Source organism: Cysteiniphilum sp. QT6929, assembly GCF_030035755.1.
GTDB classification, from domain to species: Bacteria; Pseudomonadota; Gammaproteobacteria; order Francisellales; family Francisellaceae; genus Caedibacter; species Caedibacter litoralis.
The window spans coordinates 985,471-1,011,822 of record NZ_CP103983.1; the positions used below are offsets into that span (position 1 = coordinate 985,471).

Sequence of the window (26,352 nt, forward strand, 5' to 3'; positions counted from 1 at the left end):
TAGCGCAAAATTTCTGTCATTGACTATACTTTTGTGTGCACGACAAAATAACTTTACAGGAGTTTACCATGAGCCAAAAATCTCATTTCTGGGTGTTTTTAATTTTCTTTATATCATGCATTGCATCACAATTTGCTCATGCAGCCATTTCCGTTTCACCGCTTAGACTGGAGTTTGGTGATGGCAGTAATATGAGTAAGCCACAAAATATTCTTATCAAAAACATTGGAACTAAAGTGGCATTTGTCAAACTTAAAATTTTAAGCATTCACAATTTAAACACCAAAGATCGTCAAGAAATCCAATTAGAAAATAAAAGTAGCAATGGCGTTTTTTTCTTACCTGATAAATTAATTTTAAAACCTCAACAATCAAAATTAGTACGTGTCATGATGACGGAACCCGCTACTGACAAAGATAAGATCTTTCTGATAGAGTCAACTGAAGTTGAAAGTTTAGACAGTGAGAAAAAAACAAAAGCCCAAATTATTTATGCAACTTCAGTGATTGTTCATGCAAAAAATGCAACTCCTGATGTGAAGGCATCGCGCAGTGATCGCAATATAACATTAAGTAATAGCGGCAATACCTCAGCTAAAATCACTTCTCATATGCAATGTGATGATAAAGATGAGAACTGTCAAGATCCGCGCATTGTTATGCAGCTACTTGCTGGTCAAACTGTTACAGTTACAGCCCCTTATGCAAGGCCTTTGACTTATGATGTTCGCTACCTTGATCAAAAACTTACACAAAGCTCTAATTAGGGCTATTTTCACTTATTTACTACTATGTCAAAATATTGGATTGGCAACCAATCAGAATGTGTTAAATACTCAACTTAGCACCACAAGCATTCCTTTAGAGTTTCAAGATATGGCACAAGATTTTTTAAATGAAGTGAGTGTTTACTACAATGGTGACCTGTTAGGTGACTTTAAAATTGAAATCATTGATGGCAAACTGCAATTTACAGAACCCCAAAAGCTTATTGACAAAATCAAAGGTTTAGCTAACCCATCAGAGATAATTACACGCCTTTCATTACCATTTGATACAAATACAACTTACGCCTGCCCAGATAAAAAATCTGGCATTCCAGTTTGCTCTAGCTTTAAAGCAAATAAACTTTCCATTGTTTTCAACCCCGATTGGTTTCGTGTGGATTTATTTATTCCTGCAAAGTATCTTAGAACCTTATCACACAACAATTATTTAATTAAAACACCAGGACTTACATCTCCTTCTTGGCTTAATAATTTTCTCCTCACTGCAGCAGGAAAATTTAAGGATATTCAAACAGGCTCTGGCACTCAAACACTCTTTAATACGGGCTCTATTTCAAGTGGTAATCTAGCGTTAAATTACCAACTAGCAACAACCAGGGTATCAAACAATGGCACATCAACGATTAATAATAACTTCAATGAACTTGCAGCAACCTACTACCTTGATCGTTATCAATATCAAACAGGCTATTTACAAACCCCAGGGAATTACTTTGTCAGCAATCAACGTATTTTGGGTGTCGGAATAAGTAGCAATAAAAATTTACTCAATCAAAGTTATTTGTATAAATATGCTCAAAACCTAAGCTTATACTTAGATAATCCAAGTCAAGTGAGCATTTATAAAGACGATAATCTTATGAGCTCCGCTGACTATCCTGCTGGCTTGCAACAAATAGACACATCAAACCTGCCTTATGGTTCCTATCAAATAAAAATTGTCATTACAGACTTCTTAGGTGCAACAAAGGAAATCACTCAATTTTTCTTTAAGAATACTTCTCTGCCACCAGCTCAGTTTCCAGACTTATTTATCTATACTGGATATTTATCTAATACAACCACGGATAACAACTATTTTCCCGATTATCAAAATGATAGCTATGTCGTTAATTTTGGTTCAAACCTAAAGATTGGTCGACACTGGGGTGCTAAAGCTGCATGGCTTCAAGTCAAAGATGATATATATCTTGATTTTGGGCTCTATGCAGTCTATGAAAAAACTTATTTTGAGCCATCTTTTCTGGTCAGTGCACAAAATGATTATGGTGCTGCCTTAAATATTACGTACCAACATAATGATTTTCTTAGCAGTAATTTTTTTATTCGTTCGCTTTGGGCAGAAGAAACCACAGATCAACAGACACAAATACCGGACCTATTTACAACAACAAATACACAGCTCAATTACTCCTTATCAATCAACTATAATCAACATAATGCCGTCTTAAGTAGTACACTGGATAAGACTCAAGGAACTCCTGTTGATTATACATTATCTACTTCTTATAACTATCCCATCTACTCAACAAAAGCACTAAAGGCTTCACTTGGTTTTAGTACCAATTACGCTAAAAACGACTTTAGTATTGCCACAAATATTACGATCACCTTTGGCTCAACTCACTGGGCAACGACCGCATCCAATCGCTATAATTCAGCCAACAGTACATTGAGCAATGAATTAGCTGTTGCTTATACTACACAAGAAAGCAACAACATTACCAATGCCTCCTTAAATTATATTAATGAAGACAGTAACAATGCTCTATCCACATACTTATATCAACAGTCTGAAAACATCTTATTACGTAGCAATTTAAATTACAGCAATACGAATGAGGCTATTTACAACTTAACCTTAAGCTCAGCTATTGCTTGGAGTTATCCATTTAGCTTTGGTTTGGGTTACATTGCAAATACGCAACCATTACCCGCAGGTGCACTTATTTCAGTTACTAGCACCAGTGGCGAAGATGGCGAATTTGAGGTGTATGACTATACTCGCAACATCGGCAAACTTAATCTCAATCAGACAAAATTATTTCCATTGGAAGCATTTCGCGAGCATCAAATATCTATTCGATCTATCTCAAATAACGCATATGAATTTGATGCTGATACCAAAAACAATACGGTAATGCCGGGTAATATCTTGAATAATCACTGGCAGGTCATTCAATATATTACTGCATCTGCTATCTTAGTTAACCCAGATAAAGAGCCAATTACAGATGCTTACTTAATAATAAATGACAATATTTACTCATCAGATAGTAATGGCTTAATCTACTTTGAATATCCTAACAGTAGTGATCAACTAATATTTACCTTATCATCTGGAGGTAAATGTTCTATTACGAACATTCCTAAAGCACCAAGTAAGACAAGCTACATTCTCAACATTGGCACCATCATTTGCTATTCATCTAACAGCAAATAACCATAGATCAATGTACAAAGTATTAATGTTAAATATTAAATGCATCTTTTTTAATCAAAAGTTTGATTTTATAACATATGCTGCTATATTCACAGTGAAGCAAACTTTAATTAAGTTTGTTCTAATGTAACTATGACAACCAATATAACAAGAACAAAACAACGTAAGTATTTGCGGCGCTACTGCCACCCCCATATGTGATATAGTCTATAGATTTTTTCGTTGCTTTGTTTTATCAACAGAAAAACAAAGGAGAAACACGATGAATATTCGCAAAATAACCTCACTAATCTGCTGTTTTGCCCTCACTGGTTTTACAGCCCAATCTTTTGCATTTTCTAATCAAGATGCGGCAATTACTGCTACTGAAACGATAGCTGAATCATGCTCTCTAAGCGCGGGAACGGAAGGCTTGACCCAAACCATCTTAGAAACTGGAGGTTCTGACCAAACGACTGTTTTTGGCACATTTACCACCTCATGTAATTCTGCTTCAGGCTTTACCTATGCAATCAAAAATGATGATGATACTTGTGCTTTTGTTAATGGATCTAGCACTGTGTACTGGAGCTTTAGTACAGGAACAGGCACCGTAGCCACTTTCTCAGGCACGCCTTCTGGCACAATATCAAATAGCTCAAACCTTGCAGTATCAGACCAGTGTCCTGATGATACAGGTGGATTTATTTCAATCCATAGTGTCTCTGCAGGAACCGTCTATAACGCTGTTTCAGTTGATTTAAAACCAGATGTATCTGGCGCTGGCGCCGCTAATCTATTAGAAGGGACTTACTCGGATGCTGTAACACTTAGACTAGCTGATGTTTAATTATGTCTATACATAAACAATTACTTTTTCAGTTCATCTTATTACTAGGGGGTAACTCTTTTCAGGTAGCATATGCCTCTTTTAGCAATCAAGATGCAACAGCAACTGCCTATGCCTACATAATGGAGCAATGCTCTATTTGGCATCAGGATCTTGAACAAAATAATCTAGCATCCTCTTGTAATTCTAACTCAGGATTCATCTATCAAATTAAAGACTTTGATGATATATGTCGGTTAATATTGAATGAAGCTAATACACAAAAAGCTAATGCTTCCTTTGATGAGAATAAAGATGAAGTTTATGCTAATGATGAAACCTTACTTGATTTACAATATTTGTGCTCACAAGATCATACTATATTTAGTGATTTACAAAAGGTCTCTGCAAGCCGAGTATATAATGAAGTTCCCATTAATCTAAATACCCCGAAAGACACATCATATAAACCACTTATTATTCGTTTAACTGATATTTAGAGCCTATTAACCTATGAAAAAAGCTTACTTCTTTTCCTTATTAGCAACATTTTATCTATCTGCTGTAAGCTGCAGCTTATCTCTTTATGGTGGTGGCATACTCACCGCTAATGATTTAAGCTTTGGCGTCACTGAAAATACTTCTATTTTTGGCTATGCACAGATCAACTGCCCTGAAGGAGAAGGATATTATCTTGAGGTTAAAACAATCAATGGTTATAAGTTTATCAATTCATTAAATGAAAATATTTATATTAATTACAGTGTTAAAGTCAATGGTGTATCCATCGCTGACTTAACGCCAAATCAATATTTTCTTGTACATACCGAACCTGCTGATCCGATGGGTGAGCCAACGCAAAAAAACTATACGGCTACAGTAAGCTTTACAGGTCTAGGCTTAAATAATATTCCAGAAGGTGGTTATAGCGATACATTGTACTTCAGAATTAGTCCTTTAAATTAATCACTTCCCTCGCATAAAAAGCTTATCCAAATCATTCACCGTCATTTTCACCCAGGTTGGGCGTCCATGATTGCACTGATCTGCTCTTGCCGTGTGCTCCATATCGCGTAGCAATTGATTCATTTCCTCAATGGTAATTTGATCATGCGCGCGCACCGCTTTGTGACATGATATAGTTGCTAGGATTGCATGTATATAATCATCCATTGGTTTGGCTTTACCACTGACCTTAAGGCTATTAGCGATTTCCATGACTAGACTTTCAATATGATTATTCTTTAAATAAACTGGGATTGCACGAATCACTAAGGTTTTCTCACCCAGTGCCGAGTATTCAAACCCCAGTTTATTAAGAAGCTCCTCATGCGCATCTAACACATCAAGCAATACCGGACTTATCTCAAAAGTTAAAGGCAATAACAGCACTTGCGATACAGACTCATGCCTTGCCCATAGTGCTTTTACCTTTTCATACAACACCCGCTCATGTGCAGCATGCATATCAACAATAATTAGACCATCTTCCGTTTGTGACAAAATAAAAATGCCATGCACTTGTGCCAAGGCAAAACCCAATGGATACTTTTTAGCCTCTTTTACAGGTGTTGCCTTTGGTGTTATTTCTGTCATTGTGACATTTTGATCTACCGTTGCTTCTAATACCTCATCTATTACTAAAGGCATCGCTAACTGTGTGGCATCCTGCCATTTATCTTGTGGCGTTTGTAACTCTATTTTATGAAGAGCTTCTATATCATTGGTATTTTCAAAAGATTGAATTTCCTCTTTTTGATTAATCAACTGCTCATATAACGCCATATTATTGCGATGATTAGACCTTAAGTGATCAGCATATTGCGTTTTATCACGCCAATTTTGATTTGGCGAGGCTGAAGGCTTATCTGCTATACTAAATGTCAATGAATCAACGTCATTTTCAGTTTCAGATAACTCAGGTAATTGTGGCTTAGTATCTGCCAAGGCATGATGAATTTTAGCAAAAAGAAAATCATGCACTAAACGTGATTCGCGAAAACGTACTTCATGTTTAGTTGGGTGCACATTGACATCCACCGCATGTGGATCGATATTAAAAAACAAGATAAACGCCGGATATCTTTGGTGATGCAATACATCTTTATAGGCTTGCTTTATCGCATGCGCGATAAGCTTATCTTTTATAATTCGCCCATTGACATAAAAATACTGTAAATCAGCACGTGACTTTGAAAACTGCGGTTTAGCAACCCAACCATATAATTGAAAATCCATTGCTTCAGCTTGAATCAATAAGGCATTATCAATAAACTCATCGCCACAGATATCGGCAATACGCTGTTGTTGTTTTTGTGGTGTATCTGCCATGGGATATGATTTTACCTCTTTACCATTATGCCAAACGGTCAACGCCACATTAAAATGACAAAGCATAAACTTTTTCAATAGCTCATCAATATGCACATACTCTGTGCGCTCGGCCTTTAGAAATTTGCGTCTAGCAGGGGTGTTATAAAAAACTTCTGCCACTTCAATCGTCGTTCCAATCGGATGAGATGCGGGAATCAGTTCATTATCTAGTTGATTATCCACACACCATGCATGCTCATCTTGCGCTGTCTTTGAGGTGATCTTCACTTTAGCAATCGAGCCAATACTTGCTAGCGCCTCACCTCTAAAGCCCATGCTGTTAATCGCTTCAAGCTCTGCAAGTGAATATATTTTGCTTGTTGCATGCGGCATTAAGGTTAATGGCAAGTCATCTTTTTCAATACCCGAGCCATTATCACGTATCAAAATTTTTTCTTTACCACCATGCTCAAGCTCAAGAATAATCTCTGTTGCGCCAGCATCTAGTGCATTTTCAAATAATTCTTTGACAATCGAAGAAGGTCTTTCAACCACTTCGCCTGCTGCAATCTGATTAGCTAGCTCAGTGGATAAGACTTTAATTCGCCTACTCATAATTTAATTCCGTTTGAATTTCTTTCTTTATGACGTTTTCATTTAGATAATTAGCAATCTGATCAGCAATATCACGCTTTGATGCTAACGGTAATGTTAATACTTGCTCATGCCGCTTATTAAAGAGTTGCACTTCATTGTGATCACTATAAAAAGGAAAACCATTATCCGTATTGACTTGATTTAATATTAAAAAATCAAGATTCTTGCGTTCAATTTTAGCTAGCGCATATTCTCGTGCATTATGCGTCTCTGCGGCAAAGCCAACACAACACGGTCTGTTTTTTGTTAAGCTTGCAACGCTTGCCAAAATATCTTTATTCTTAATCAACTTCAAAGTTAATGCATCACTTTCATCGGTCTTTTTAATTTTCTCAACAGCACAAACTTGTGGACGATAATCAGCAACTGCAGCTGCGGCGATAAATAGATCTGTTGTTTTCACCTTCTCAAGCACCGCATCATGCATCTCATTGGCACTTCTTACCTGTACAACATCACAATCTTGAGAGGCTATTAATTGCGTAGGACCTGATATTAAAGTCACATCCCAACCAATATTGATAAAAGCTTCAGCTAATGCATAACCCATTTTGCCTGAGCTGTGATTTGATAAATAACGCACAGGATCCAACGCCTCAACAGTGGGTCCGGCAGTTATTACCACATGTTTATCCGTTTTTGCTTTGGGCTTTACTATATGCTTTACAATCGCCTGAGGTTCCATTAAACGCCCATCACCAATATCACCACACGCTTGCTCACCAGCATCCGGTGGCAAAATGATAAATTCACGACTCTTCAATTGATTTACATTCGCTTGCACCGCAGTATTCTGCCACATAACAACATTCATTGCCGGTGCTATAAATATCGGTTTATCCGTTGCAAGAATCACATTGCCCAGTAAGTCATCCGCTAAACCTAATGCTAACTTGGCAATGGTGTTAGCCGATGCAGGAGCAATGACAATTTGATCTGCCCAACGCGCAAGTTCGATATGCTCAATCGGATGATCAGTGTATGCAAATAAATCATCATAGACTTTACGCTGTGATAATGCTTCAAAACTTAAACTTGTAACAAAGGCTTTGGCTGATTCAGTTAATAAAATCTTAACCTCACAATTTGCTTTGACTAAAAGCCTTGTTAATTCCAGCGCTTTATATGCAGCAATACTGCCTGTGACACACAATAAAATTTTTTTCATTATTTATAATTAAAAATCCCTAACATATTGCCATCCATACTATACCCATCACAAACCATTTTACAGAATTTTATTGTATTGATTGCATTCCAATTACACCATATGGCATAGGCGCATTTTGAACTTCAATCCCAATAGGGTCACTCGCGGTTTTCAAAAGCGTTTTTTGAGTGGTAGGATTATAGGTTAAATAGACACCATCTGTAGATGTTAAATTTATCGTTGCAAACTCCTTATTTAGTGCTAGCACAATAAAATGCGCATAACCATTAGGTGGGCTCGCATTATTCTCTGTAATAACGATGACAAACTTGTCACAAGGTAATACCTGCTTAATCGTTTCACCTGAAAAGTTAACCGTTCTATTTAAGGTTATGGAGGGTATTGCCGGAAAGGGAGGATTATATGTATAACTGTAAATATCCATTGAATTTTGATAGGGCAATATAAGGAAATAACTACTTTGATTTTTATATAAAACTTGAGGAGCAGAAACAAGCAATTTATTAGGACTTGGATTAGTATAAACGCTGGTTGTTGCCGTAATTATAGGAGCACTGCTTAAGCTGATATCGACAATACGCCCAAGCCCAGAGGCTGTCGACAAAAACAATAGCATCTTTGTCACATTCTGGTTAGCGCTTGCATCAATTGGTAGAACATATGCACTATTAATATTTGCAATCACCCCAAAATTATATTCATAAGTTGCCTGATTACCAGCATTATCAATGATCCATCCCTTGATTTGATCTGAGGTATTTTTAGTAATGATAAAACTATACAGATCATTATATACATTAATAAACCTTGAACTGACAATGATTGTGCCAACAGGTAGCGAGACTCCATAACAAAATGCCATACTCAATATGAAGAAAATATATATTAAGATAACTCTCCAAGACAATCGCATATTTATTAACTCCTTTAAGGTGGCAATAGATCCCATTCGGATCCAGGTGGTGGATTACCAGGCGCTACTGAGCTATTATAACTAACATTGGTAATATATTTATCTCCAGTCCCAGGGTCTGTAACCGCATCGCCTTTGTAGTAACGTACATTAGCATTATAGTCCGGAGCTTGAAATTCAGGGATAACAATTCTCCAGCGATTTTGCTGGTTTTGATAGGGGTCACTGCTAGTACTGACAATATTAACAAAAGTTTGATTATCATAGCTAATTTGCAACCCCTCCGTATAAACAATATTTGCATCATATATCAAAGGCAAGTTATCCTGAGGAACTACGCGCCAATTATTACTTTGATCATATGGATCCTTGTTATCGTTACTTTTTTTAACATTGACAAAAGTGAAACCATTAAACGTTACAAAATCACCAGGATTATATACTTGAGCCTACCATGGTACAGCATTAAACTGCGCCACATCCCATTTATTACTTGGTGGTGGTGATTGATTAGTATTATTATCGGCCGTGGCAACATACTGTACACTATTATAGGTAATAATATCTCCTGCATAATACTTAACGTTTGTGTTCCATTGTGGATATGTCCCAGCGGGAATAATTAAACGCCAATCATTAGGGTTATTGTAAGGATCTTCATTAATACCCACATTGATCGGCTTCAGTGATAGAAATACTTGATTATCATAAGTAATATAACTGCCCTTAGGATATTGTAATGCTGGATCATAGTCATCAGGAATCGGTGGCGAAGGACCAATAATCTCAGTCCATACTAGGGTTGAAAATGTATTCACTTGCGCTAGATTTTTTAAATCTGCTAACGTTATCTCCGTTTGATATGCTTTAGTATTGGTAATATCATAAATGTATAAATCAAGATACCATGCGCCATTACTAATGTCCCAACCCTGTATTAATTGGTAAGTATTAGTATCTGGGAATGCTAAATCATAATTATTAGCCTGAAGATCAGTATGTGTCAGCTTACTAGCCCCGTTATTGACTGTTATTTTCCCTAAATAACCTGTCGTTCCCTCATTAATTTGACTAGAACCATTAAGTTGTGCTGCAATTAAATTAGTTGAAATAAGCACAGGAACATTAACGTTTTGTGTCGTTTGTGGTGTTAAATCATCCTGTTGACGGTACTGGCTTGGCGCATTGACAATCGCCACGTAATCAGCTTGATGCTGTGTTTGAGCCGTTACCTCCATCTTGGATGTATACTGTAATACAGCTGATGCATTATTTAACGCCAGATTATCTAGAAAAATCGCTTTGTTTAAGTTTGATTCAACTGTGCTTGTCAATGTAATAGTCGTACTTCCTGAACTATAGCTATTCACAACGGGACTAATTGGCTTATTAGTATATAAATAGTTATTAGATTCCAAAGTATTTTTTAACGCTAAGAACGCACCATTACGTGAATTATTATAGTTTTCAATCGCTTTATTTTGTATAACACTCGTTTTTAGCATATATAAAATTGAGCCAGATAGGATTGAGACAACTGCAATAATAATTAACGCAATAAGTAATACACCACCGTGCTCCTTATATTTTGTTTTATACATAACCAACTTACCAAGGTAATCCATAGCACATAGAGTATAGATCAGTTATCATTGGTTTTCCTTGTCATTTTAGAAAAAACATCAGAAGTTTTTATGAAAAGTTCTATTCTAGAAACAAAAAAGGCTCCCTAAGGAGCCTTTTGAATTGGTATTGTATTGCGATGTCCCATCGTCTTTCAATGTCGAATAATTTGGCGGTGTCCTACTTAACTTCAGGCGTCCTGCCTTACGCCATTACATGGTCAATGTCATGCTTCCATTGATCAAATTTGTTCCCAACAAATTTGTCACATGGCGAATGGTGAGACGGAAAAATCAAATAGTGCCAACTATTTGCCGTCGAACGCCACTTGTAACGGATTAGCAAGTGGCCGATTTGAAAAAATACAGGATGTATTTTTGATAAATACACTATCATCGACGTTATTCGGTTTTACTTCGTCAGTTCGGAAAAGCAAAAAGGCACCGATAGGTGCCTTTCTAAATAAAAAACCTGATGATGTTCTACTTTCACATGGCGAATGCCACACTATCATCGACGCTAACTGTTTTCACTTCTGAGTTCGGAATGGAATCAGGTGGTTCACAGTCGCTATCTTCATCAGGTAACTGTCAAGCTGAAAGCTCTAACAATCTATCATAGAGTAATAACCAAGTCTCTCGGGCAATTAGTACTGGTTAGCTTCATACATTACTGCACTTCTACAGCCAGCCTATCAACGTCGTAGTCTTCAACAACCCTTCTAGGGGATTTAATCCCGGGAGATCTCATCTTGAGGCTGGCTTCCCGCTTAGATGCTTTCAGCGGTTATCCATTCCGAACGTAGCTACTGGGCAATGCCTCTGGCGAGACAACCCAAACACCAGCGGTTCGTTCATTCCGGTCCTCTCGTACTAGGAACAAACCCTCTCAAATCTCCTACGCCCACGGCAGATAGGGACCGAACTGTCTCACGACGTTCTAAACCCAGCTCGCGTACCACTTTAAATGGCGAACAGCCATACCCTTGGGACCTGCTTCAGCCCCAGGATGTGATGAGCCGACATCGAGGTGCCAAACTCCTCCGTCGATATGAACTCTTGGGAGGAATCAGCCTGTTATCCCCGGAGTACCTTTTATCCGTTGAGCGATGGCCCTTCCATTCAGAACCACCGGATCACTAAGACCTACTTTCGTACCTGATCGAGCCGTCACTCTCTCAGTCAAGCGCACTTTTGCCTTTATACTCTTGGTGCGATTTCCGACCGCACCGAGTGCACCTTCGTACTCCTCCGTTACTCTTTGGGAGGAGACCGCCCCAGTCAAACTACCCACCATACACTGTCCTCGGCTTAAGCCTGAGTTAGAACTCCAAAAATATCAGGGTGGTATTTCAACGGCGACTCCTTCAGAACTAGCGCCCTGATCTCACAGTCTCCCACCTATCCTACACAAATATTTTCAAAGTCCAGTGCAAAGCTATAGTAAAGGTTCACGGGGTCTTTCCGTCTAACCGCGGGTACGCAGCATCTTCACTGCGATTTCAATTTCACTGAGTCCCAGATGGAGACAGTGTGGCCATCGTTACGCCATTCGTGCAGGTCGGAACTTACCCGACAAGGAATTTCGCTACCTTAGGACCGTTATAGTTACGGCCGCCGTTTACCGGGGCTTCGATCCAGAGCTTCGCTTGCGCTAACCCCTTCAATTAACCTTCCGGCACCGGGCAGGCGTCACACCCTATACTTCCTCTTTCGAGTTCGCAGAGTGCTGTGTTTTTAGTAAACAGTCGCAGCCACCTGGTATCTGCAACCCCTTCAAGCTCCAGACGTGCGTCCTTCACCCTAATGGGGCACACCTTCTCCCGAAGTTACGGTGTCATTTTGCCTAGTTCCTTCACCTGGGTTCTCTCATCGCCTTGGTATTCTCTACCCACCCACCAGTGTCGGTTTACAGTACGGTCAATCATAATCTATGCTTAGAAGGTTTTCCTGGAAGCAGAGCATCAATCTCTTCGTCAAGCAAGCTCGACTTCGTCTCACGCCTCAGATCAACATATGTCCGGATTTACCTAAACATACTACCTACACGCTTTCACCCGGACAACCATCCGCCGGGCAGACCTAGCTTTCTCCGTCTCTCCATCGCAATTACAATCGGTACAGGAATATTAACCTGTTTCCCATCGACTACTCCCTTCGGATTCGCCTTAGGGGCCGACTTACCCTACGTTGATTAACATTGCGTAGGAAACCTTGGGTTTTCGGCCAATAAGAATCTCACTTATTTATCGTTACTCATGTCAGCATTCGCACTTCTGATATCTCCAGCAAACTTCTCAATTCACCTTCTTCAACTTACAGAACGCTCCCCTACCACTCAGAGGACAGATGACAGATGACTGAAAACAGATAAATCAAAACTACATCCACTTCTTATGAAGACCACTTAACATCTTTGCTATATCTCGATACTCATCGCTAAATCTTTCCCAATCAGACTTAGTAATATAATCCAGATCGTAACAATATCTTATCCATACTCGCATCTCTTCAGCCGATCCAATCGCTATTGCCAAATAGCGTTTAAAATCAACCTTGGATATACTTTGCTTACCAAATCCTTCCGCAATATTTGCGCAAATTGACTTGCTCGCTCGCCTTACTTGATCCGCCAGAGCATATTGCTCAACTTTCGGCATCTCCAAGCTTAACTTATGTATTTCCAATGAAACTTTATATGCTTTCTGAAAAACCATTAAGTCTTCAAACTTTTCTATAGATTTCATTATTCTGTCCTCTGTCTTCTGTTTTCTGTCCTCTGAATCCGCAGCTTCGGTGTATCGCTTAGCCCCGTTAAATCTTTCGCGCAAGCCGACTCGACCAGTGAGCTATTACGCTTTCTTTAAAGGGTGGCTGCTTCTAAGCCAACCTCCTGGCTGTCTATGCCTTCTCACATCGTTTACCACTTAGCGATAACTTGGGGACCTTAGCTGGCGGTCTGGGCTCTTTCCCTCTCCACGACGGACCTTAGCACCCGCCGTGTGTCTCCTGTGATTAAACTTCGTCGTATTCTAAGTTTGCATCGAGTCGGTAAGGTCGCAAAACCCCCCTAGTCGAAACAGTGCTTTACCCCAACGAGTTATTCACAAGGCACTACCTAAATAGTTTTCGGGGAGAACCAGCTATCTCCGCGCTTGATTAGCCTTTCACTCCGATCCACAACTCATCCCATAATTTTGCAACATTACCGGGTTCGGTCCTCCAGTTGGTGTTACCCAACCTTCAACCTGGTCATGGATAGATCGCGTCGGTTTCGGGTCTACTCCTAGCGACTAATCGCTCTATTAAAACTCGCTTTCGCTACGGATCCCTTATTCAGTTATCCTCGCCACTAAAAGTAACTCGCTGACCCATTATACAAAAGGTACGCAGTCACATGTCTATACATGCTCCCACTGCTTGTACGCAAACGGTTTCAGGTTCTATTTCACTCCCCTTATCGGGGTTCTTTTCGCCTTTCCCTCACGGTACTGGTTCACTATCGGTCAGTCAGTAGTATTTAGCCTTGGAGGATGGTCCCCCCATCTTCAAACAGGATTTCACGTGTCCCGCCCTACTTATTCGCATACCTAGTTCCACTCATAAATTTTCGTCTACAGGGCTATCACCTGCTATGGCCATCCTTCCCAGAATGTTCAACTAATCTATGTGCTAAAATATGCCAGGCTCTTCCCCGTTCGCTCGCCGCTACTGAGGGAATCTCGGTTGATTTCTTTTCCTGTGGGTACTTAGATGTTTCAGTTCCCCACGTTCGCCTCTTAACCTAAGTTAAGATAGTTATCAAAGATAACTGGGTTTCCCCATTCAGACATCTCCGGATCAATGTTTATTTGCCAACTCCCCGAAGCTTTTCGCAGGCTATCACGTCTTTCATCGCCTCTGACTGCCAAGGCATCCGCCGTTTGCGCTTATTCTCTTGGTCATTACTCTATAATAAATTGTTAAAGATCTCTTCTTGTGCTCAAGACATTCACCTGACCTGCGTTGCTTCAAATCATTCAAGCAATCATTTATTTTTATAAACTCTTGCTTTCATTCTTCTCGCGCCTTGATCAGATAAATCTCTTTAGCACAATATAATAATTAAAATTAAGTTAAATCAAATCAAAGCATTCTTTGAACCTTAATTAAATATCGATGCGTAGATGGTGGAGCCAAGGAGGATCGAACTCCTGACCTCCTGCGTGCAAAGCAGGCGCTCTCCCAGCTGAGCTATGGCCCCTTTTCTGAAAACTGAAGACTGATGACTGAGGACAGATAATCGTATCGCTTCGCGATGATCTATTTAAAATAAATCCATCAAGTTTGCTTGATCCAAATTCTGTCTTCTGTCTTCTGCCTTCTGTTCTCTGTCTTCTGAATTGGTGGGTCTGAGTAGACTTGAACTACCGACCTCACCCTTATCAGGGGTGCGCTCTAACCAGCTGAGCTACAGACCCAATCTACTGAAAAAACATCAATTGTAAACACTTAAACACTTCTTGCTATTCTCTTAATATCTTTGTACCTAAGTACCTTTAAGGAGGTGATCCAGCCGCAGGTTCCCCTACGGCTACCTTGTTACGACTTCACCCCAGTCATGAATCACAAAGTGGTAAACGTCCTCCTTACGGTTAGACTATCTACTTCTTTTGCAACCCACTCCCATGGTGTGACGGGCGGTGTGTACAAGACCCGGGAACGTATTCACCGCGGCATTCTGATCCGCGATTACTAGCGATTCCGACTTCATGCTCTCGAGTTGCAGAGAGCAATCCGGACTACGAACACCTTTCTGAGTTTCGCTCCACCTCGCAGCTTCGCTTCCCTCTGTAATGCCCATTGTAGCACGTGTGTAGCCCTGCCCGTAAGGGCCATGATGACTTGACGTCGTCCCCACCTTCCTCCGCCTTATCAGCGGCAGTCTCTCTAGAGTGCCCAACTTAATGATGGCAACTAAAAATAAGGGTTGCGCTCGTTGCGGGACTTAACCCAACATTTCACAACACGAGCTGACGACAGCCATGCAGCACCTGTCTCATAGTTCCCGAAGGCACAATCCAATCTCTCAGATCTTCTATGGATGTCAAGGGCAGGTAAGGTTCTTCGCGTTGCATCGAATTAAACCACATGCTCCACCGCTTGTGCGGGTCCCCGTCAATTCCTTTGAGTTTTAACCTTGCGGCCGTAGTCCCCAGGCGGAGTACTTATCGCGTTAGCTGCGCCACTAAGTCTTTTACACCAGACCCAACAGCTAGTACTCATCGTTTACAGCGTGGACTACCAGGGTATCTAATCCTGTTTGCTACCCACGCTTTCGTCCCTCAGTGTCAGTTTAACCCCAGATTGTTGCCTTCGCCATTGATGTTCCTTCCGATCTCTACGCATTTCACCGCTACACCGGAAATTCCCCAATCCTCTAGTAAACTCTAGTTAAACAGTATCAAATGCAGTTCCCAGGTTGAGCCCAGGGCTTTCACATCTGACTTATCTAACCACCTACGAACCCTTTACGCCCAGTAATTCCGATTAACGCTCGCACCCTCCGTATTACCGCGGCTGCTGGCACGGAGTTAGCCGGTGCTTATTCTTTAGGTAACGTCAAATTATCTAGCTCTTAACCTGATAACCTTCCTCCCTAACTAAAGTGCTTTACAACCCTAAGGCCTTCTTCACACACGTGGTATTGCTGGATCAGGGTTGCCCCCATTGTCCAATATTCCCCACTGCTGCCTCCCGTAGGAGTCTGGGCCGTGTCTCAGTCCCAGTGTGGCTGATCTTCCTCTCAGAACAGCTATGGATCATCGCCTTGGTGAGCCTTTACCTCACCAACTAGCTAATCCAACGCAGGCTCATCGTACAGCGACTGCCTAAGCAACCTTTGACCCGAAGGTATCATGCGGTATTAGCAGTCGTTTCCAACTGTTGTCCCCCACTGTACGGCAGATTCCTACGCGTTACTCACCCGTCCGCCACTAGCCAGAAGACAGATAACAGAAGACTGAAGACAGTAGTCGAATCTCACTCCGCGATAGATTATTTTAAATATCTAAATTTAAAATAATCTATGCAGCTTGCTGCATTCAACCATCTGTACTCTGTCATCTGTATTCTGCCTTCCGAACCCGTTCGACTTGCATGTGTTAAGCATACCACCAGCGTTCAATCTGAGCCAGGATCAAACTCTTCAGTTTAAATCCTTAGATCATCAATTCCTGCAAAAAAACAAGAACTAACAACCCGCAAAAATTTTTGCTCAAAGTATTTAAGTATCTACATTTTATATCTCTTTAAACATCTCTCAAACCTTGCTACCAAGGCGTTTCTCGTGAACATTCTCGCTGAGAACAGGAGTCAATTCTACAGATTTTTTTTTGGTTGGCAAGCTGTTTTTTACAGTTTTTTAAAGTTTATTTTGATTCGATACAAAGTTGATTTTTTTGTGATCAAAATAGCCGTTTCAATACATAAATTATGAATTCAAATTTGCACCCAGCCTTCATTCACACAATATATGATTTTGCACTATACTGGCTTTGGATATCACAAAAATGAATGGAGTAATCATATGCCTGGAATATTAATCGTTTTTTTCTTACTACTAATAAGTGTTATTAGCGCATGGATGCATCGCACAATGGGGTTTATATTCTTTTGCGTTTTCCTTATTGCGATGGGACTTGTATTTTTACATCACGCCACAGATCATCTTGGTTTATATTTTTAATGGGAACAGGAGCTTAAACATGCAACGATCAAAAATAAACAACTTCGTAAAGTGCCTCAATGCCATCGAAATACTTGCCATTGTCCTTGTTATCGTGATGGCTTTTTCTTTTCAATTTATATTAGGTGAACTTCCTTGCCCTTTATGTTTACTTCAACGCCTAGGACTACTGGGTATTGCTTTCGGTTTTTTACTTAATATAAGGTATCACGTGCGCCCTGCTCACTATAGCTTATCATTACTCTCAGCCGTACTAACTTCATTTGTTGCTATGCGCCAAATCGCACTTCACATCAATGACCCACATGGTTATGGCTCAGCCGTTCTAGGTCTACATATGTATACGTGGGTATTTGTGCTTTGCATTATAGCTATTATTTATATTGCTATTGCATTAGGGTTATCATCACAATATGAAATCAAAGCCAATAAAGATGAAATCGCAGAAGCGAAAGGTAAGAAAATAAAAATATTTACTCACATTGTCTTTGCGCTATTTGTATTTATTATAGCTGCCAATTTAATTTCTACTTTTGCCGAATGCGGATTAAGTGAATGTCCTGACAACCCAGTGGCTTATATGCTCTAACAAATACACATCAGCGCTTTATGCTGTTGTTAATTTCTTAAGGTAATTCGCCATTGGGGCACTGTGTTTTGATTTTTGTTTTAACATAATCTCATCTTGATCCAAGTGCGCTTTTAGCAACATCTCACATTGATGCAGATGACTCTCATATAAAAAGCGTACTGAATTGGTTTTACGCAAACCCTGTGGCGCGCCACTGATACCTTCAAAAAACCATTTATTAAGCTTCGCAACATCATTGCCCGCGACAATACTAAGCTTTGAAATCGCGCGCGTGATCGCTACATAAAACAAACGACGTTCACTTTCTATTTCATCATTGGTAGGCGGTTTGTCTTTGCTATTACTAAAAAAGCTTTGCTCTGTCATATCACATAGAATGACATGCTGCCACTGCAAACCTTTTGCTTTATGAATTGAGCTAATAAGCAACCCATTTTTATCATGCTTTGATAGATTTGCCTGCACCTGCAAAGCATTAAAATGATCTAAAAATTCAGTGATTGTCTGCTTTGTTTCCAAGCTAAAATTAAGCCACGCATCAGCGACATCACTATCAGTGTAGACAGGACTGACTGCCGCCTTTTTTGCCAAGTAGCTCGAGAGATCCAGTAGTGTATATAGCATCTTAACCACCGTTGACGCTGGTGTTTTTGGCTTAACATCAAGCATGCTTTGCCAAAGTTCAAGACGCTCTTTAATGCGTGATACTTGATAAAATGGCAGATCATATTGCTGCTTGAAGCTTTGCAAGGCAATCATTGGTTTTAATGCATTTACACTGAGTAACTCGCTTAAACACTCCAGTTGCGAGATATTTAGATATAAGCCAGGAAGCGATAGCATTTGCATGATTTTTTCTTTGCGTACCTGCTCTGGGAATTGCTGAAAATATTTCCCCTTATCCACTAAAGATAAATAACCAAAAATCGATTGTGTTAATGGCAGTTTAAATACGCTTTGACCACCGGCAATATGGTAATCTAGACCTTCTTGCAAACAAGATAGCTCTAGCAGCACGCCTGAGCTGTATTTTCTGACTAAAACCGTAATATCTTGAAGCTTATATTCGCCATCACGAATGCTTTTCGCAACCTCTTGAATCAATAGCTTCAATTTATTTTTACTGATGATATTCACATCGGTTTTTTTTGCCGCTTCAGGTGCTGAGAAGCATAATGTTTTTAACCGTTGCTTATTATGTTGAATCACTTCATTTGCCATCACTGATAGCAAATGCCCATAACGAAAGGTTAGTGATAAAGTGTAGGTTTTAGCATTTTTGAAATCTTGCGCAAAACCCTTAAGCATATAAAAGGGTCGTGAACCACGCCATTCATAAATTGTTTGATCGATATCGCCAACTGCCATTACCGACTGAGCATTACTTGAAATCAATTTAAGCAATGATTGCTGTACATCATTGATATCTTGATACTCGTCAACTATGACATAACGGTAGCGATTACCAAAGCGCGCTGCTAGCGTTTTGTTAGCACTCAATACTTTCATGGGCTCATACAACAAGTCATCAAATGTCCGCCAGCGATAATGTACTCTTAGCTGCTCATAGAAACGAAAAAAGCTTTCCACTTTACCTTGCTCAGACAGCTCTATCTGCTTAAGCATCTTTTTAAGATCCAAGCTTGATTTCAAAAGCCCGATATATTGTTGATAACGATCAATAATCTCCGGTGTTATTGGCTCCTTTTCATTAAGGAGCTGATTAGTTTTCTGCAGTGCTTCTCGCACTAACTTCTCAAGTGTACTTTTTTTATCGATTAATTGCGCAGCTGGCAATAGTCCTTCTTTCTCTAAAAAACCAACTGTTTTAAGTCCTAATGCATGAAAGGTCTTGATATCTATCACGGCATTCATGTTGAGCGCGTTTAATCTTCGCGTGAAGTCATTCGTTGCAGATTTATTAAACATAAGCACCAAAATCTCACTGGGATTCACCGCATTTTTTAGTAAAAACTCAATGCGAGCAATTAAGGTTTGTGTTTTACCACTACCAGCAACGGCAGAGACTAATGCATGCTGAGATAGGTTATGCTCAATAATCGCCTGTTGTTCAGGGGTATAGCAAATGGTTGTCATCTTATTCATTAGTTAATACTTTTTCGCTTCTTATCTTTCACGCTATTTTTGCTAACGCTAACAAGCTTACCAATTATTAAAAAAGTGAATGATTTGAATGATATTAACAAGAATGCAGCAATATGTTTTATTGCCATAGAGATGTCGCTAAATAAGCAATGCAAGTAACTTGCTAACGTTAAGGTTTTTTCCTCTTTCACAAAAGAGCGCATCGCATACAGCATGAGACAAAAAACAAAGATAGCTAAAACCCAACTAACAAAATAAGCAAACGCAATACGATACGCTCCCAAGTAGATATAACTTAAATAGGTGGTCAATAGCAATATCAGCAAAACAGCTGCACTCTTAGCAATAGTCACGAATAAGGCTCCTGTTAACAATAGACTCGCATTGTAACTAAGTTTTTGGTAATGAAACAGTAATTCCCATTACACTGAAAACTCCCCAAAAATTTAAACGCGTGTACAATACGTCCGAAGCAATGATATAAGAAGAGGAATCACAAGGATGTCGCACACTACTTTTGGTGATCACATGAGTAAATTATTAAACAAAATGAGTAACTACCCAGCAGGTTAGATTTTGATAAACAGTAATTTTTGGCAATTTTTCCAGATTTGATGTTTTCATTTGCAAATAAATATGGCGTAATTTGATCGATGGATATGAAACTAGAAAAAATGATTCAAGAGCTATTGGCTAGAATCGACACGCTTGAGCGTGAAAATGCTCGATTAAAAGAGGAGATTGAGCAACTTAAGAAGCGGCTTTCCAAGAATAGTCGTAACAGCTCAAAACCGCCTTCAAGCGATGGTTTGTCACGTCCTAACAAAAATAACAGTGTCAGCGAAAAAGGTAAACTTAAATCCAAGGCTACCAAGAAGAAATCAGGTGGTCAAAAAGATCATAATGGTAGCAATCTTTGGCAAGCTAAACCAGATGAAGTCGTGACTAAATCTGTAACGAGTTGCGATCATTGCCAGAGCGATTTAAGTGACACAAAAGCACAAGGCTATGTAAGACGCCAGTTACATGATCTACCTGAAATGCCAAAGCTTAAGGTGATTGAATATTGTCATGAGAAAAAGTGTTGTCCGAACTGTCAGAAATATACGACGGCAAGTTTTCCAGAAGGTATTAATGCGCCAGTGCAGTATGGCAATAACCTAAAAAGCTATACGACGTATTTGCAAAATCAACACTTTATTCCTGAGCAACGCGTTCAGCAGTTGTTAGAGGATTTATTTGGTGTCAGTGTAGCAAAAGCCAGTATTGCAGAGTTTAGTCAAACATGTGCTGATCAATTGATTGAGTTCGAGCAAATGGTGTTTGATAAGCTAAAAAGTGCTCCAGTTAAACATCTAGATGAAACTGGTTATCGCATATGCTCAAAAACCCAATGGTTACATGTTTGTTCAAATGCGGACTATACTTTTTATCACGTGAGTCCTAAGCGTAAATCTCTACTGACTGGTCTAACAGGTGTGGTGGTTCATGATCATTGGAGATCCTATTTTACACTTGAAGGTGTAAGTCATGCATTATGCAATGCTCATCACTTGCGTGAGTTACGATCTTTAGCTGAAGATGGCGAGATTTGGGCAAAACGTATGATGAGATTATTGAGGAAGAGCTGTCACTTGGTGAATATATCTGATCAATCAGTGTTATTGCCTGATAAACAGGCTTTAATCAGCAAAATTTATGATCGGATTGTAGCTGATGGTCTTAAATACCATGAGATTTTGATGCCTTTAGCAAGCACTGGTAAACGAGGTAAGAAAAAACGACGAACGGGGCACAACTTATTATTACGATTGCGTGATTACAAGAATGACGTGCTTAGATTTATCTATGATTCAGAAGTTCCTTTTACTAATAATCAGGCTGAAAATGACTTGCGCATGATGAAGGTAAAACAAAAGGTATCAGGCTGTTTTCGTAGTGAAACTGGCGCTCAAAAGTTTGTGCGTATTCGCACATTATTATCGACTGCTCGCAAACAGGGTTGGAAGATTATTGATACCATTGCGGATGTCTTTAATGGCAAAGTTCCACAGTTCAATTAACAAGCTGCTGGGTAGTTACCAAAATGACATCAAAGGTGTCTTTTAAAAAATGTGAAGACCATACTGGAAAAGGTTTTAGAGCATGGCAGTTTAAACCTTTATTCAATCAGTAGCAGCCAAAAGGAGTACGAAAAATTGAGACGGACAATTACAGGTGACAATAAGCTAAATGACTTTGATCCCGAGCAAATTAGTGAAGTACTATGTACTGAAGCAGCCAAGAAATATGAAGCTTCCGATAATGTTATTTTGATTCATGATCCCAGTGAGATACGCAAAAAATATACCAAGCAGGCAGAGCATATAGGAAAAGTAAAGGATCTGAATAAGAAAACCATCAATGGCTACAGCAGCTTCAATACAATTGCCGTTAATTTAGATAATAAACAGATTGATTTATTGGGTCATGAGCTATACAGCAACAAGCAGCCAGAGTTTTTATCAAAAGAAACGATTGAACAGTTGAATTCTGGTGCGGATATCGTGATTTCACAGGAGTCTAAAGAAGCCTATGATGACGATAGTTATTTGACTTCAAAGCGCGTAGCATTAAAGCATATTAAATCCTGCTCTAACGCCTTAAAAGAAAAGAATTCAACATTGAATATTACGCATGTATTAGATCGTGAGTTTGATGATAGCGAGTACTTTGATTTTATACAGGAAATGAAAGATGAGTTTGTCATACGATTGAAGAAAAGCAGGACGGTTTCAGGCTTAAGCGGTGATAAGGAGCAAAAAGGGAAATTGATAGATCACGCCTTTGAACATTCATATACTTTCTGTATTCAAAAGCTGTATATCAGTGGACGCTGTTTTCAGGATTGCGTGATCAAGGCCAAATGGCAGAAGATTGGGCAGTATCATGTTGTTTTAATGACGCTGCTTGATCGCAAGGGCAAAGAAGCTTTTGACGAACCGATGCTTTTAATCACAAATAAGGAGCTTATGAATCAATATGACGTTTACAACGTTTATGATTGCTATTTAAAGCGCTCTCGTATTGAGGGTGTGTTTAAATTTATCAAAGGTGAGTTAGGCTGGGAAGAGTTTAGGATAAAAGACTTTGAAGGGATTAAAGCCATTACTGCTATTGGTTTCTTTGTTGCATCTTATTTATATGAGATTGGTCAAGGTGAAGTTTATGATGACTTTGTTGTATTGATTGCACAGCTTGGCGGCTCTAAATCAGGTGAAGTAACAAGGCATTACATCTTGGAAGGAATGAAAACATATCTTGCAAAACTACGCGTAGATCAGTTTATTGAAGAGCATCAGATAAGCCAAGCAGACTTAAAAGCCATATTGAATTTTATTGGGCGAGGAGAAATTTAAAAAATGGGGAGTTTTCAGTATTTAGAGTTTTTATGTAAGTTATTGTAAATTAGCTACCCCCATGAAATATGCAAAATCGTTAACAAAAATTGCTAGAGTTTACGTTTTACTTCAATAATTTATTGAGGAATAATGAGGATGCAAATTTTGCAACACAAGGAGGATATATGCCAACAACAAGCGTAAAAGAAGCACCCTATGCAAAAACGGTCAAAGATGATATTGAGCTACTAGGCAATATTTTAGGAAAAGTCATCGAATGCCAAACTGGCGAAGCTGGCTTAGCTATTGTTGAGAAGATCCGCCAAAGTGCGATTCATATTCAAACTGGTCAAGATAGCTCTTTTAAGGATCTATATCACTATATCCAAAGTCTTGATGCCAAACAAAGTATTATTGTTGCACGTGCCTTTGGTCATTTTCTTAACCTGGTTAATATTGTTGAAAACGTCCATCGCATTGATATTGAAACACCGACAAATAGCTTAAATGAAATTATTGCTAATGCCTCTCATGCTGGTGTAAAGTCCGCTGAGATTGAAGACATTATCCAACAGTTATCAATCACCTTGGTATTAACAGCCCATCCAACGGAAGTCAAACGCCGCACCAATGTCCAAAAATACAACCAAATCAGTGAGTTGATCAAATGGCGTAAAGAAGCCAAAACAACGTATGACAAAGTAGATATTGATCGTAAATTACATGTTATTATCAGCAATTTATGGCTTACGGATGAGATTCGTCGCAAGCGCCCAACACCGATTGAGGAAGCCAAATGGGGTTGTGCGGTGGTGGAGGAGGCTTTTTGGCACAGTGTTCCTCAGTATTTTCGCCGGATTAATTGCGCACTGTTGGATAGTGGTCTCACACCTCTTACCCTTAATCAAACACCGCTTAAGTTTGGCAGCTGGATGGGTGGTGATCGCGATGGCAACCCGTATGTCACCGCCAATATCACCGAACAAGTGGTTATGCTCTATCGCTGGCGAGCAATGACCTTGATTTTAAATGACGTCACCGAACTGATTCAAGAGCTGTCGATTAATGCCTGTAATCACGAAATTAGCACATTGACAAGCAACGAGCATGAACCCTATCGTGTGCTATTAAGGCAATTACGAGATCGTCTTATCTACACCATTGACTGGTATCAACAACGTATTATCAAAAAGCGCTTTCGTTTAGAAAGTGCGTGTATCCAAAGTGTTGAAGAGGTGCTCGATCCACTTTATCTTATTTATAACAGCTTAATTCAAAACAATGCCACGGCAATTGCACAAGACACCCTTGAAGATTTAATACGCAAGATTCACACCTTTGGTTTACATCTTGTGAAACTGGATATCCGGCAGGAATCCTCACGCCATAGTGAGGTGATCGCACGCATTTATCAATATCTTGAGCTAGGCGATTACTGGCAATTAAATGAGTCACAAAAAATCACATGGTTAATCAAAGAGCTGCAAAGTAAGCGCCCATTGTTTGATGATGACTGCCCTTTTAATGACGATGAACAAGAATTAATTGACACCTTCCAAACTATTGCCAAATTGCCACGTGATCAATTTGGTTCCTATGTTATCTCGATGGCATCGCAACCTTCTGATGTTTTAAGCGTTCTTTTGTTGCAAAAATCCTGCCACATTAAAGGCTACTTACCAGTTGTGCCATTATTTGAGACATTAAATGACTTAAAAGGAAGTGCTGAAACCCTATCACAGTTATTTCAACTTAACTGGTACAAAGAACACACTAAAGGCAATCAAGAAGTGATGATTGGCTATTCAGATTCTGCCAAAGATGCCGGTAAGCTTGCCGCAAGCTGGCAGCTTTATAAAGCCCAACAACAAATGCTTGAGGTAGGTAAAGCGCATGATATCAAACTGTGTTTCTTCCATGGTCGCGGTGGCTCGGTTGGTCGCGGTGGCGGACCTATTCAATCAGCATTATTATCGTTACCACCCCATACGGTTAATGGCTGGATCAAAGTCACCGAGCAAGGTGAGGTCATTCATAAAAAATTTGGCTCCAAAGAAAATGCCTTAGAGAACTTCATTCTATATACCAACTCTGTTTTAGCAGCCACGTTGACACCTCCGATAGAAGCACATGACAATTGGCAGACATTAATGGATCAAATGAGCGACCAATCAGCCTCAGACTATCGCCATGTTGTGCATGATGAGGCATTTATGGCATATTTCACACAGGCAACACCTGCTAGCGCGCTTGGTAAACTATGTATTGGCAGCCGCCCTGCTAAGCGCAAACCCTCAGCGCGTTTAGAAAGCTTAAGAGCGATCCCTTATATCTTTGCTTGGACGCAAACTCGCTTGATTTTGCCTAGCTGGCTTGGGATGGAATCAGCCTTACAATCCGCATTAGCTACAGATAAATCTTTGATCAAAGAGATGTTAAAAAACTGGCCATTTTTCAAAAACTTGATTGATCTTTTAGATATGACACTATTAAAAACATCTCCCGAAATTGCTCAGTTTTATGATGATGGGCTCTCTTTAAATTTACAGAATTATGGTCAGGATCTGCGTTTGCGACTCAACAGCATGATCAAGGTTAATAGCTTGTTAAATACACTAACCGATGATGGTCATGCCGCATCCAAATACTCAGCCATCCACTATCGTACACCGTATATTGATCCCTTGAATTTGTTACAAGCATCGACTTTACACAAACTAGCAAAAGGTAATCTAAGCACTGAAGAAGAAACCATCTATGAAGATGTACTAATGCTATCGATTTCCGGCATTGCTGCTGGCATGAAAAACACCGGCTAATTTAAATCATAGC

Annotated in this window: 16 protein-coding genes, 2 tRNA genes and 3 rRNA genes; 10 read left to right on the top strand and 11 right to left on the bottom strand. The window is 39.6% G+C overall.

Annotation, left to right across the window (positions count from 1 at the left end; all coding sequences use genetic code 11):
* Window positions 1-92 precede the first annotated feature (92 nt).
* From NYP54_RS04155 to NYP54_RS04175, 5 genes are all read left to right on the top strand, one after another.
* Window positions 93-767 (top strand): hypothetical protein, encoded by a 675-nt coding sequence (locus tag NYP54_RS04155; protein ID WP_283157290.1) that lies wholly within the window; start codon window positions 93-95, stop codon window positions 765-767.
* Complete coding sequence (locus NYP54_RS04160) at window positions 721-3,231, top strand: TcfC E-set like domain-containing protein (protein WP_283157291.1); 2,511 nt, start codon at window positions 721-723, stop codon at window positions 3,229-3,231. The genes NYP54_RS04155 and NYP54_RS04160 overlap by 47 nt, the downstream gene beginning before the upstream one ends.
* 262 nt (window positions 3,232-3,493) lie before the next feature.
* Window positions 3,494-4,060, top strand: a complete 567-nt coding sequence (locus NYP54_RS04165; RefSeq protein ID WP_117001947.1) for a hypothetical protein — start codon at window positions 3,494-3,496, stop codon at window positions 4,058-4,060.
* A gap of 2 nt (window positions 4,061-4,062) precedes the next feature.
* Entirely contained in the window at window positions 4,063-4,539 is a 477-nt protein-coding gene (locus NYP54_RS04170; RefSeq protein WP_117001948.1) for a hypothetical protein, read from the top strand.
* Between the two features lie 13 nt (window positions 4,540-4,552).
* Window positions 4,553-5,005, top strand: coding sequence for a hypothetical protein (locus NYP54_RS04175; protein WP_283157292.1), 453 nt, complete (start codon window positions 4,553-4,555; stop codon window positions 5,003-5,005).
* Here the strand turns inward: NYP54_RS04175 and mutL are convergent, their stop codons facing one another.
* From mutL to NYP54_RS04225, 10 genes are all read right to left on the bottom strand, one after another.
* Window positions 5,006-6,967, bottom strand: coding sequence for a DNA mismatch repair endonuclease MutL (mutL, locus tag NYP54_RS04180; RefSeq protein ID WP_283157293.1), 1,962 nt, complete (start codon window positions 6,965-6,967; stop codon window positions 5,006-5,008). It lies immediately after the preceding gene.
* Entirely contained in the window at window positions 6,960-8,177 is a 1,218-nt protein-coding gene (gene coaBC, locus NYP54_RS04185) for a bifunctional phosphopantothenoylcysteine decarboxylase/phosphopantothenate--cysteine ligase CoaBC (protein ID WP_283157294.1), read from the bottom strand. Before coaBC ends, mutL begins: the two co-directional genes overlap by 8 nt.
* Window positions 8,178-8,247: 70 nt before the next feature.
* Complete coding sequence (locus NYP54_RS04190; RefSeq protein WP_283157295.1) at window positions 8,248-9,042, bottom strand: hypothetical protein; 795 nt, start codon at window positions 9,040-9,042, stop codon at window positions 8,248-8,250.
* A gap of 65 nt (window positions 9,043-9,107) precedes the next feature.
* A complete protein-coding gene (locus NYP54_RS04195) occupies window positions 9,108-9,407 on the bottom strand; it encodes a hypothetical protein (protein ID WP_283157296.1) in 300 nt (99 codons plus the stop codon).
* A 135-nt stretch (window positions 9,408-9,542) separates the two neighbouring features.
* The gene (locus NYP54_RS04200; protein WP_283157297.1) at window positions 9,543-10,694 is read right to left on the bottom strand and encodes a hypothetical protein; all 1,152 of its coding nucleotides are present in this window, start codon (window positions 10,692-10,694) and stop codon (window positions 9,543-9,545) included.
* Window positions 10,695-11,185: 491 nt separating this feature from the next.
* Window positions 11,186-11,300, bottom strand: a 5S ribosomal RNA gene (rrf, locus tag NYP54_RS04205).
* A gap of 41 nt (window positions 11,301-11,341) precedes the next feature.
* Window positions 11,342-14,658 (bottom strand): 23S ribosomal RNA (locus tag NYP54_RS04210).
* 224 nt (window positions 14,659-14,882) lie between these two features.
* A tRNA-Ala gene (locus NYP54_RS04215) sits at window positions 14,883-14,958 on the bottom strand.
* A 140-nt stretch (window positions 14,959-15,098) separates the two neighbouring features.
* Window positions 15,099-15,175: transfer RNA gene (locus NYP54_RS04220), tRNA-Ile, on the bottom strand.
* Between the two features lie 79 nt (window positions 15,176-15,254).
* Window positions 15,255-16,909: ribosomal RNA gene (locus tag NYP54_RS04225) — 16S ribosomal RNA — on the bottom strand.
* The 16S, 23S and 5S rRNA genes sit together here with 2 tRNA genes alongside, the layout of an rRNA operon.
* 374 nt (window positions 16,910-17,283) lie before the next feature.
* Between NYP54_RS04225 and NYP54_RS04230 the strand changes: the two genes are divergently transcribed.
* Together NYP54_RS04230 and NYP54_RS04235 are read left to right on the top strand one after the other, a co-directional pair.
* Complete coding sequence (locus tag NYP54_RS04230; RefSeq protein WP_283157298.1) at window positions 17,284-17,442, top strand: DUF5993 family protein; 159 nt, start codon at window positions 17,284-17,286, stop codon at window positions 17,440-17,442.
* A gap of 19 nt (window positions 17,443-17,461) precedes the next feature.
* A complete protein-coding gene (locus NYP54_RS04235; protein ID WP_283157299.1) occupies window positions 17,462-18,031 on the top strand; it encodes a disulfide bond formation protein B in 570 nt (189 codons plus the stop codon).
* Window positions 18,032-18,049: 18 nt separating this feature from the next.
* Here the strand turns inward: NYP54_RS04235 and NYP54_RS04240 are convergent, their stop codons facing one another.
* The gene (locus tag NYP54_RS04240) at window positions 18,050-20,140 is read right to left on the bottom strand and encodes an ATP-dependent helicase (RefSeq protein WP_283157300.1); all 2,091 of its coding nucleotides are present in this window, start codon (window positions 20,138-20,140) and stop codon (window positions 18,050-18,052) included.
* Window positions 20,141-20,793: 653 nt separating this feature from the next.
* Here NYP54_RS04240 and NYP54_RS04245 point away from each other — a divergent pair.
* From NYP54_RS04245 to ppc, 3 genes are all read left to right on the top strand, one after another.
* Window positions 20,794-22,203: an IS66 family transposase gene (locus NYP54_RS04245; RefSeq protein ID WP_283155714.1), complete on the top strand. Its 1,410-nt coding sequence runs from the start codon at window positions 20,794-20,796 to the stop codon at window positions 22,201-22,203.
* A gap of 51 nt (window positions 22,204-22,254) precedes the next feature.
* Window positions 22,255-23,538 carry a transposase gene (locus NYP54_RS04250; protein ID WP_283156274.1) on the top strand — a complete coding sequence of 428 codons (1,284 nt, stop codon included), beginning with the start codon at window positions 22,255-22,257 and terminating at the stop codon, window positions 23,536-23,538.
* A gap of 167 nt (window positions 23,539-23,705) precedes the next feature.
* A complete protein-coding gene (ppc, locus tag NYP54_RS04255) occupies window positions 23,706-26,339 on the top strand; it encodes a phosphoenolpyruvate carboxylase (protein ID WP_283157301.1) in 2,634 nt (877 codons plus the stop codon).
* The last annotated feature ends 13 nt before the right edge of the window (window positions 26,340-26,352 follow it).

Excerpts from the sequence above, each read along its gene's own strand:
- NYP54_RS04170 (WP_117001948.1), top strand. The coding sequence starts at position 4,063 with ATGTCTATACATAAACAATTACTTTTTCAGTTCATCTTATTACTAGGG.
- NYP54_RS04175 (WP_283157292.1), top strand. The coding sequence starts at position 4,553 with ATGAAAAAAGCTTACTTCTTTTCCTTATTAGCAACATTTTATCTATCT.
- NYP54_RS04240 (WP_283157300.1), bottom strand. The coding sequence starts at position 20,140 with ATGAATAAGATGACAACCATTTGCTATACCCCTGAACAACAGGCGATT.
- NYP54_RS04245 (WP_283155714.1), top strand. The coding sequence starts at position 20,794 with ATGGATATGAAACTAGAAAAAATGATTCAAGAGCTATTGGCTAGAATC.
- mutL (WP_283157293.1), bottom strand. The coding sequence starts at position 6,967 with ATGAGTAGGCGAATTAAAGTCTTATCCACTGAGCTAGCTAATCAGATT.
- coaBC (WP_283157294.1), bottom strand. The coding sequence starts at position 8,177 with ATGAAAAAAATTTTATTGTGTGTCACAGGCAGTATTGCTGCATATAAA.
- NYP54_RS04235 (WP_283157299.1), top strand. The coding sequence starts at position 17,462 with ATGCAACGATCAAAAATAAACAACTTCGTAAAGTGCCTCAATGCCATC.
- ppc (WP_283157301.1), top strand. The coding sequence starts at position 23,706 with ATGCCAACAACAAGCGTAAAAGAAGCACCCTATGCAAAAACGGTCAAA.
- NYP54_RS04165 (WP_117001947.1), top strand. The coding sequence starts at position 3,494 with ATGAATATTCGCAAAATAACCTCACTAATCTGCTGTTTTGCCCTCACT.
- NYP54_RS04230 (WP_283157298.1), top strand. The coding sequence starts at position 17,284 with ATGCCTGGAATATTAATCGTTTTTTTCTTACTACTAATAAGTGTTATT.
- NYP54_RS04190 (WP_283157295.1), bottom strand. The coding sequence starts at position 9,042 with ATGGCATTTTGTTATGGAGTCTCGCTACCTGTTGGCACAATCATTGTC.
- NYP54_RS04200 (WP_283157297.1), bottom strand. The coding sequence starts at position 10,694 with ATGTATAAAACAAAATATAAGGAGCACGGTGGTGTATTACTTATTGCG.
- NYP54_RS04160 (WP_283157291.1), top strand. The coding sequence starts at position 721 with ATGATGTTCGCTACCTTGATCAAAAACTTACACAAAGCTCTAATTAGG.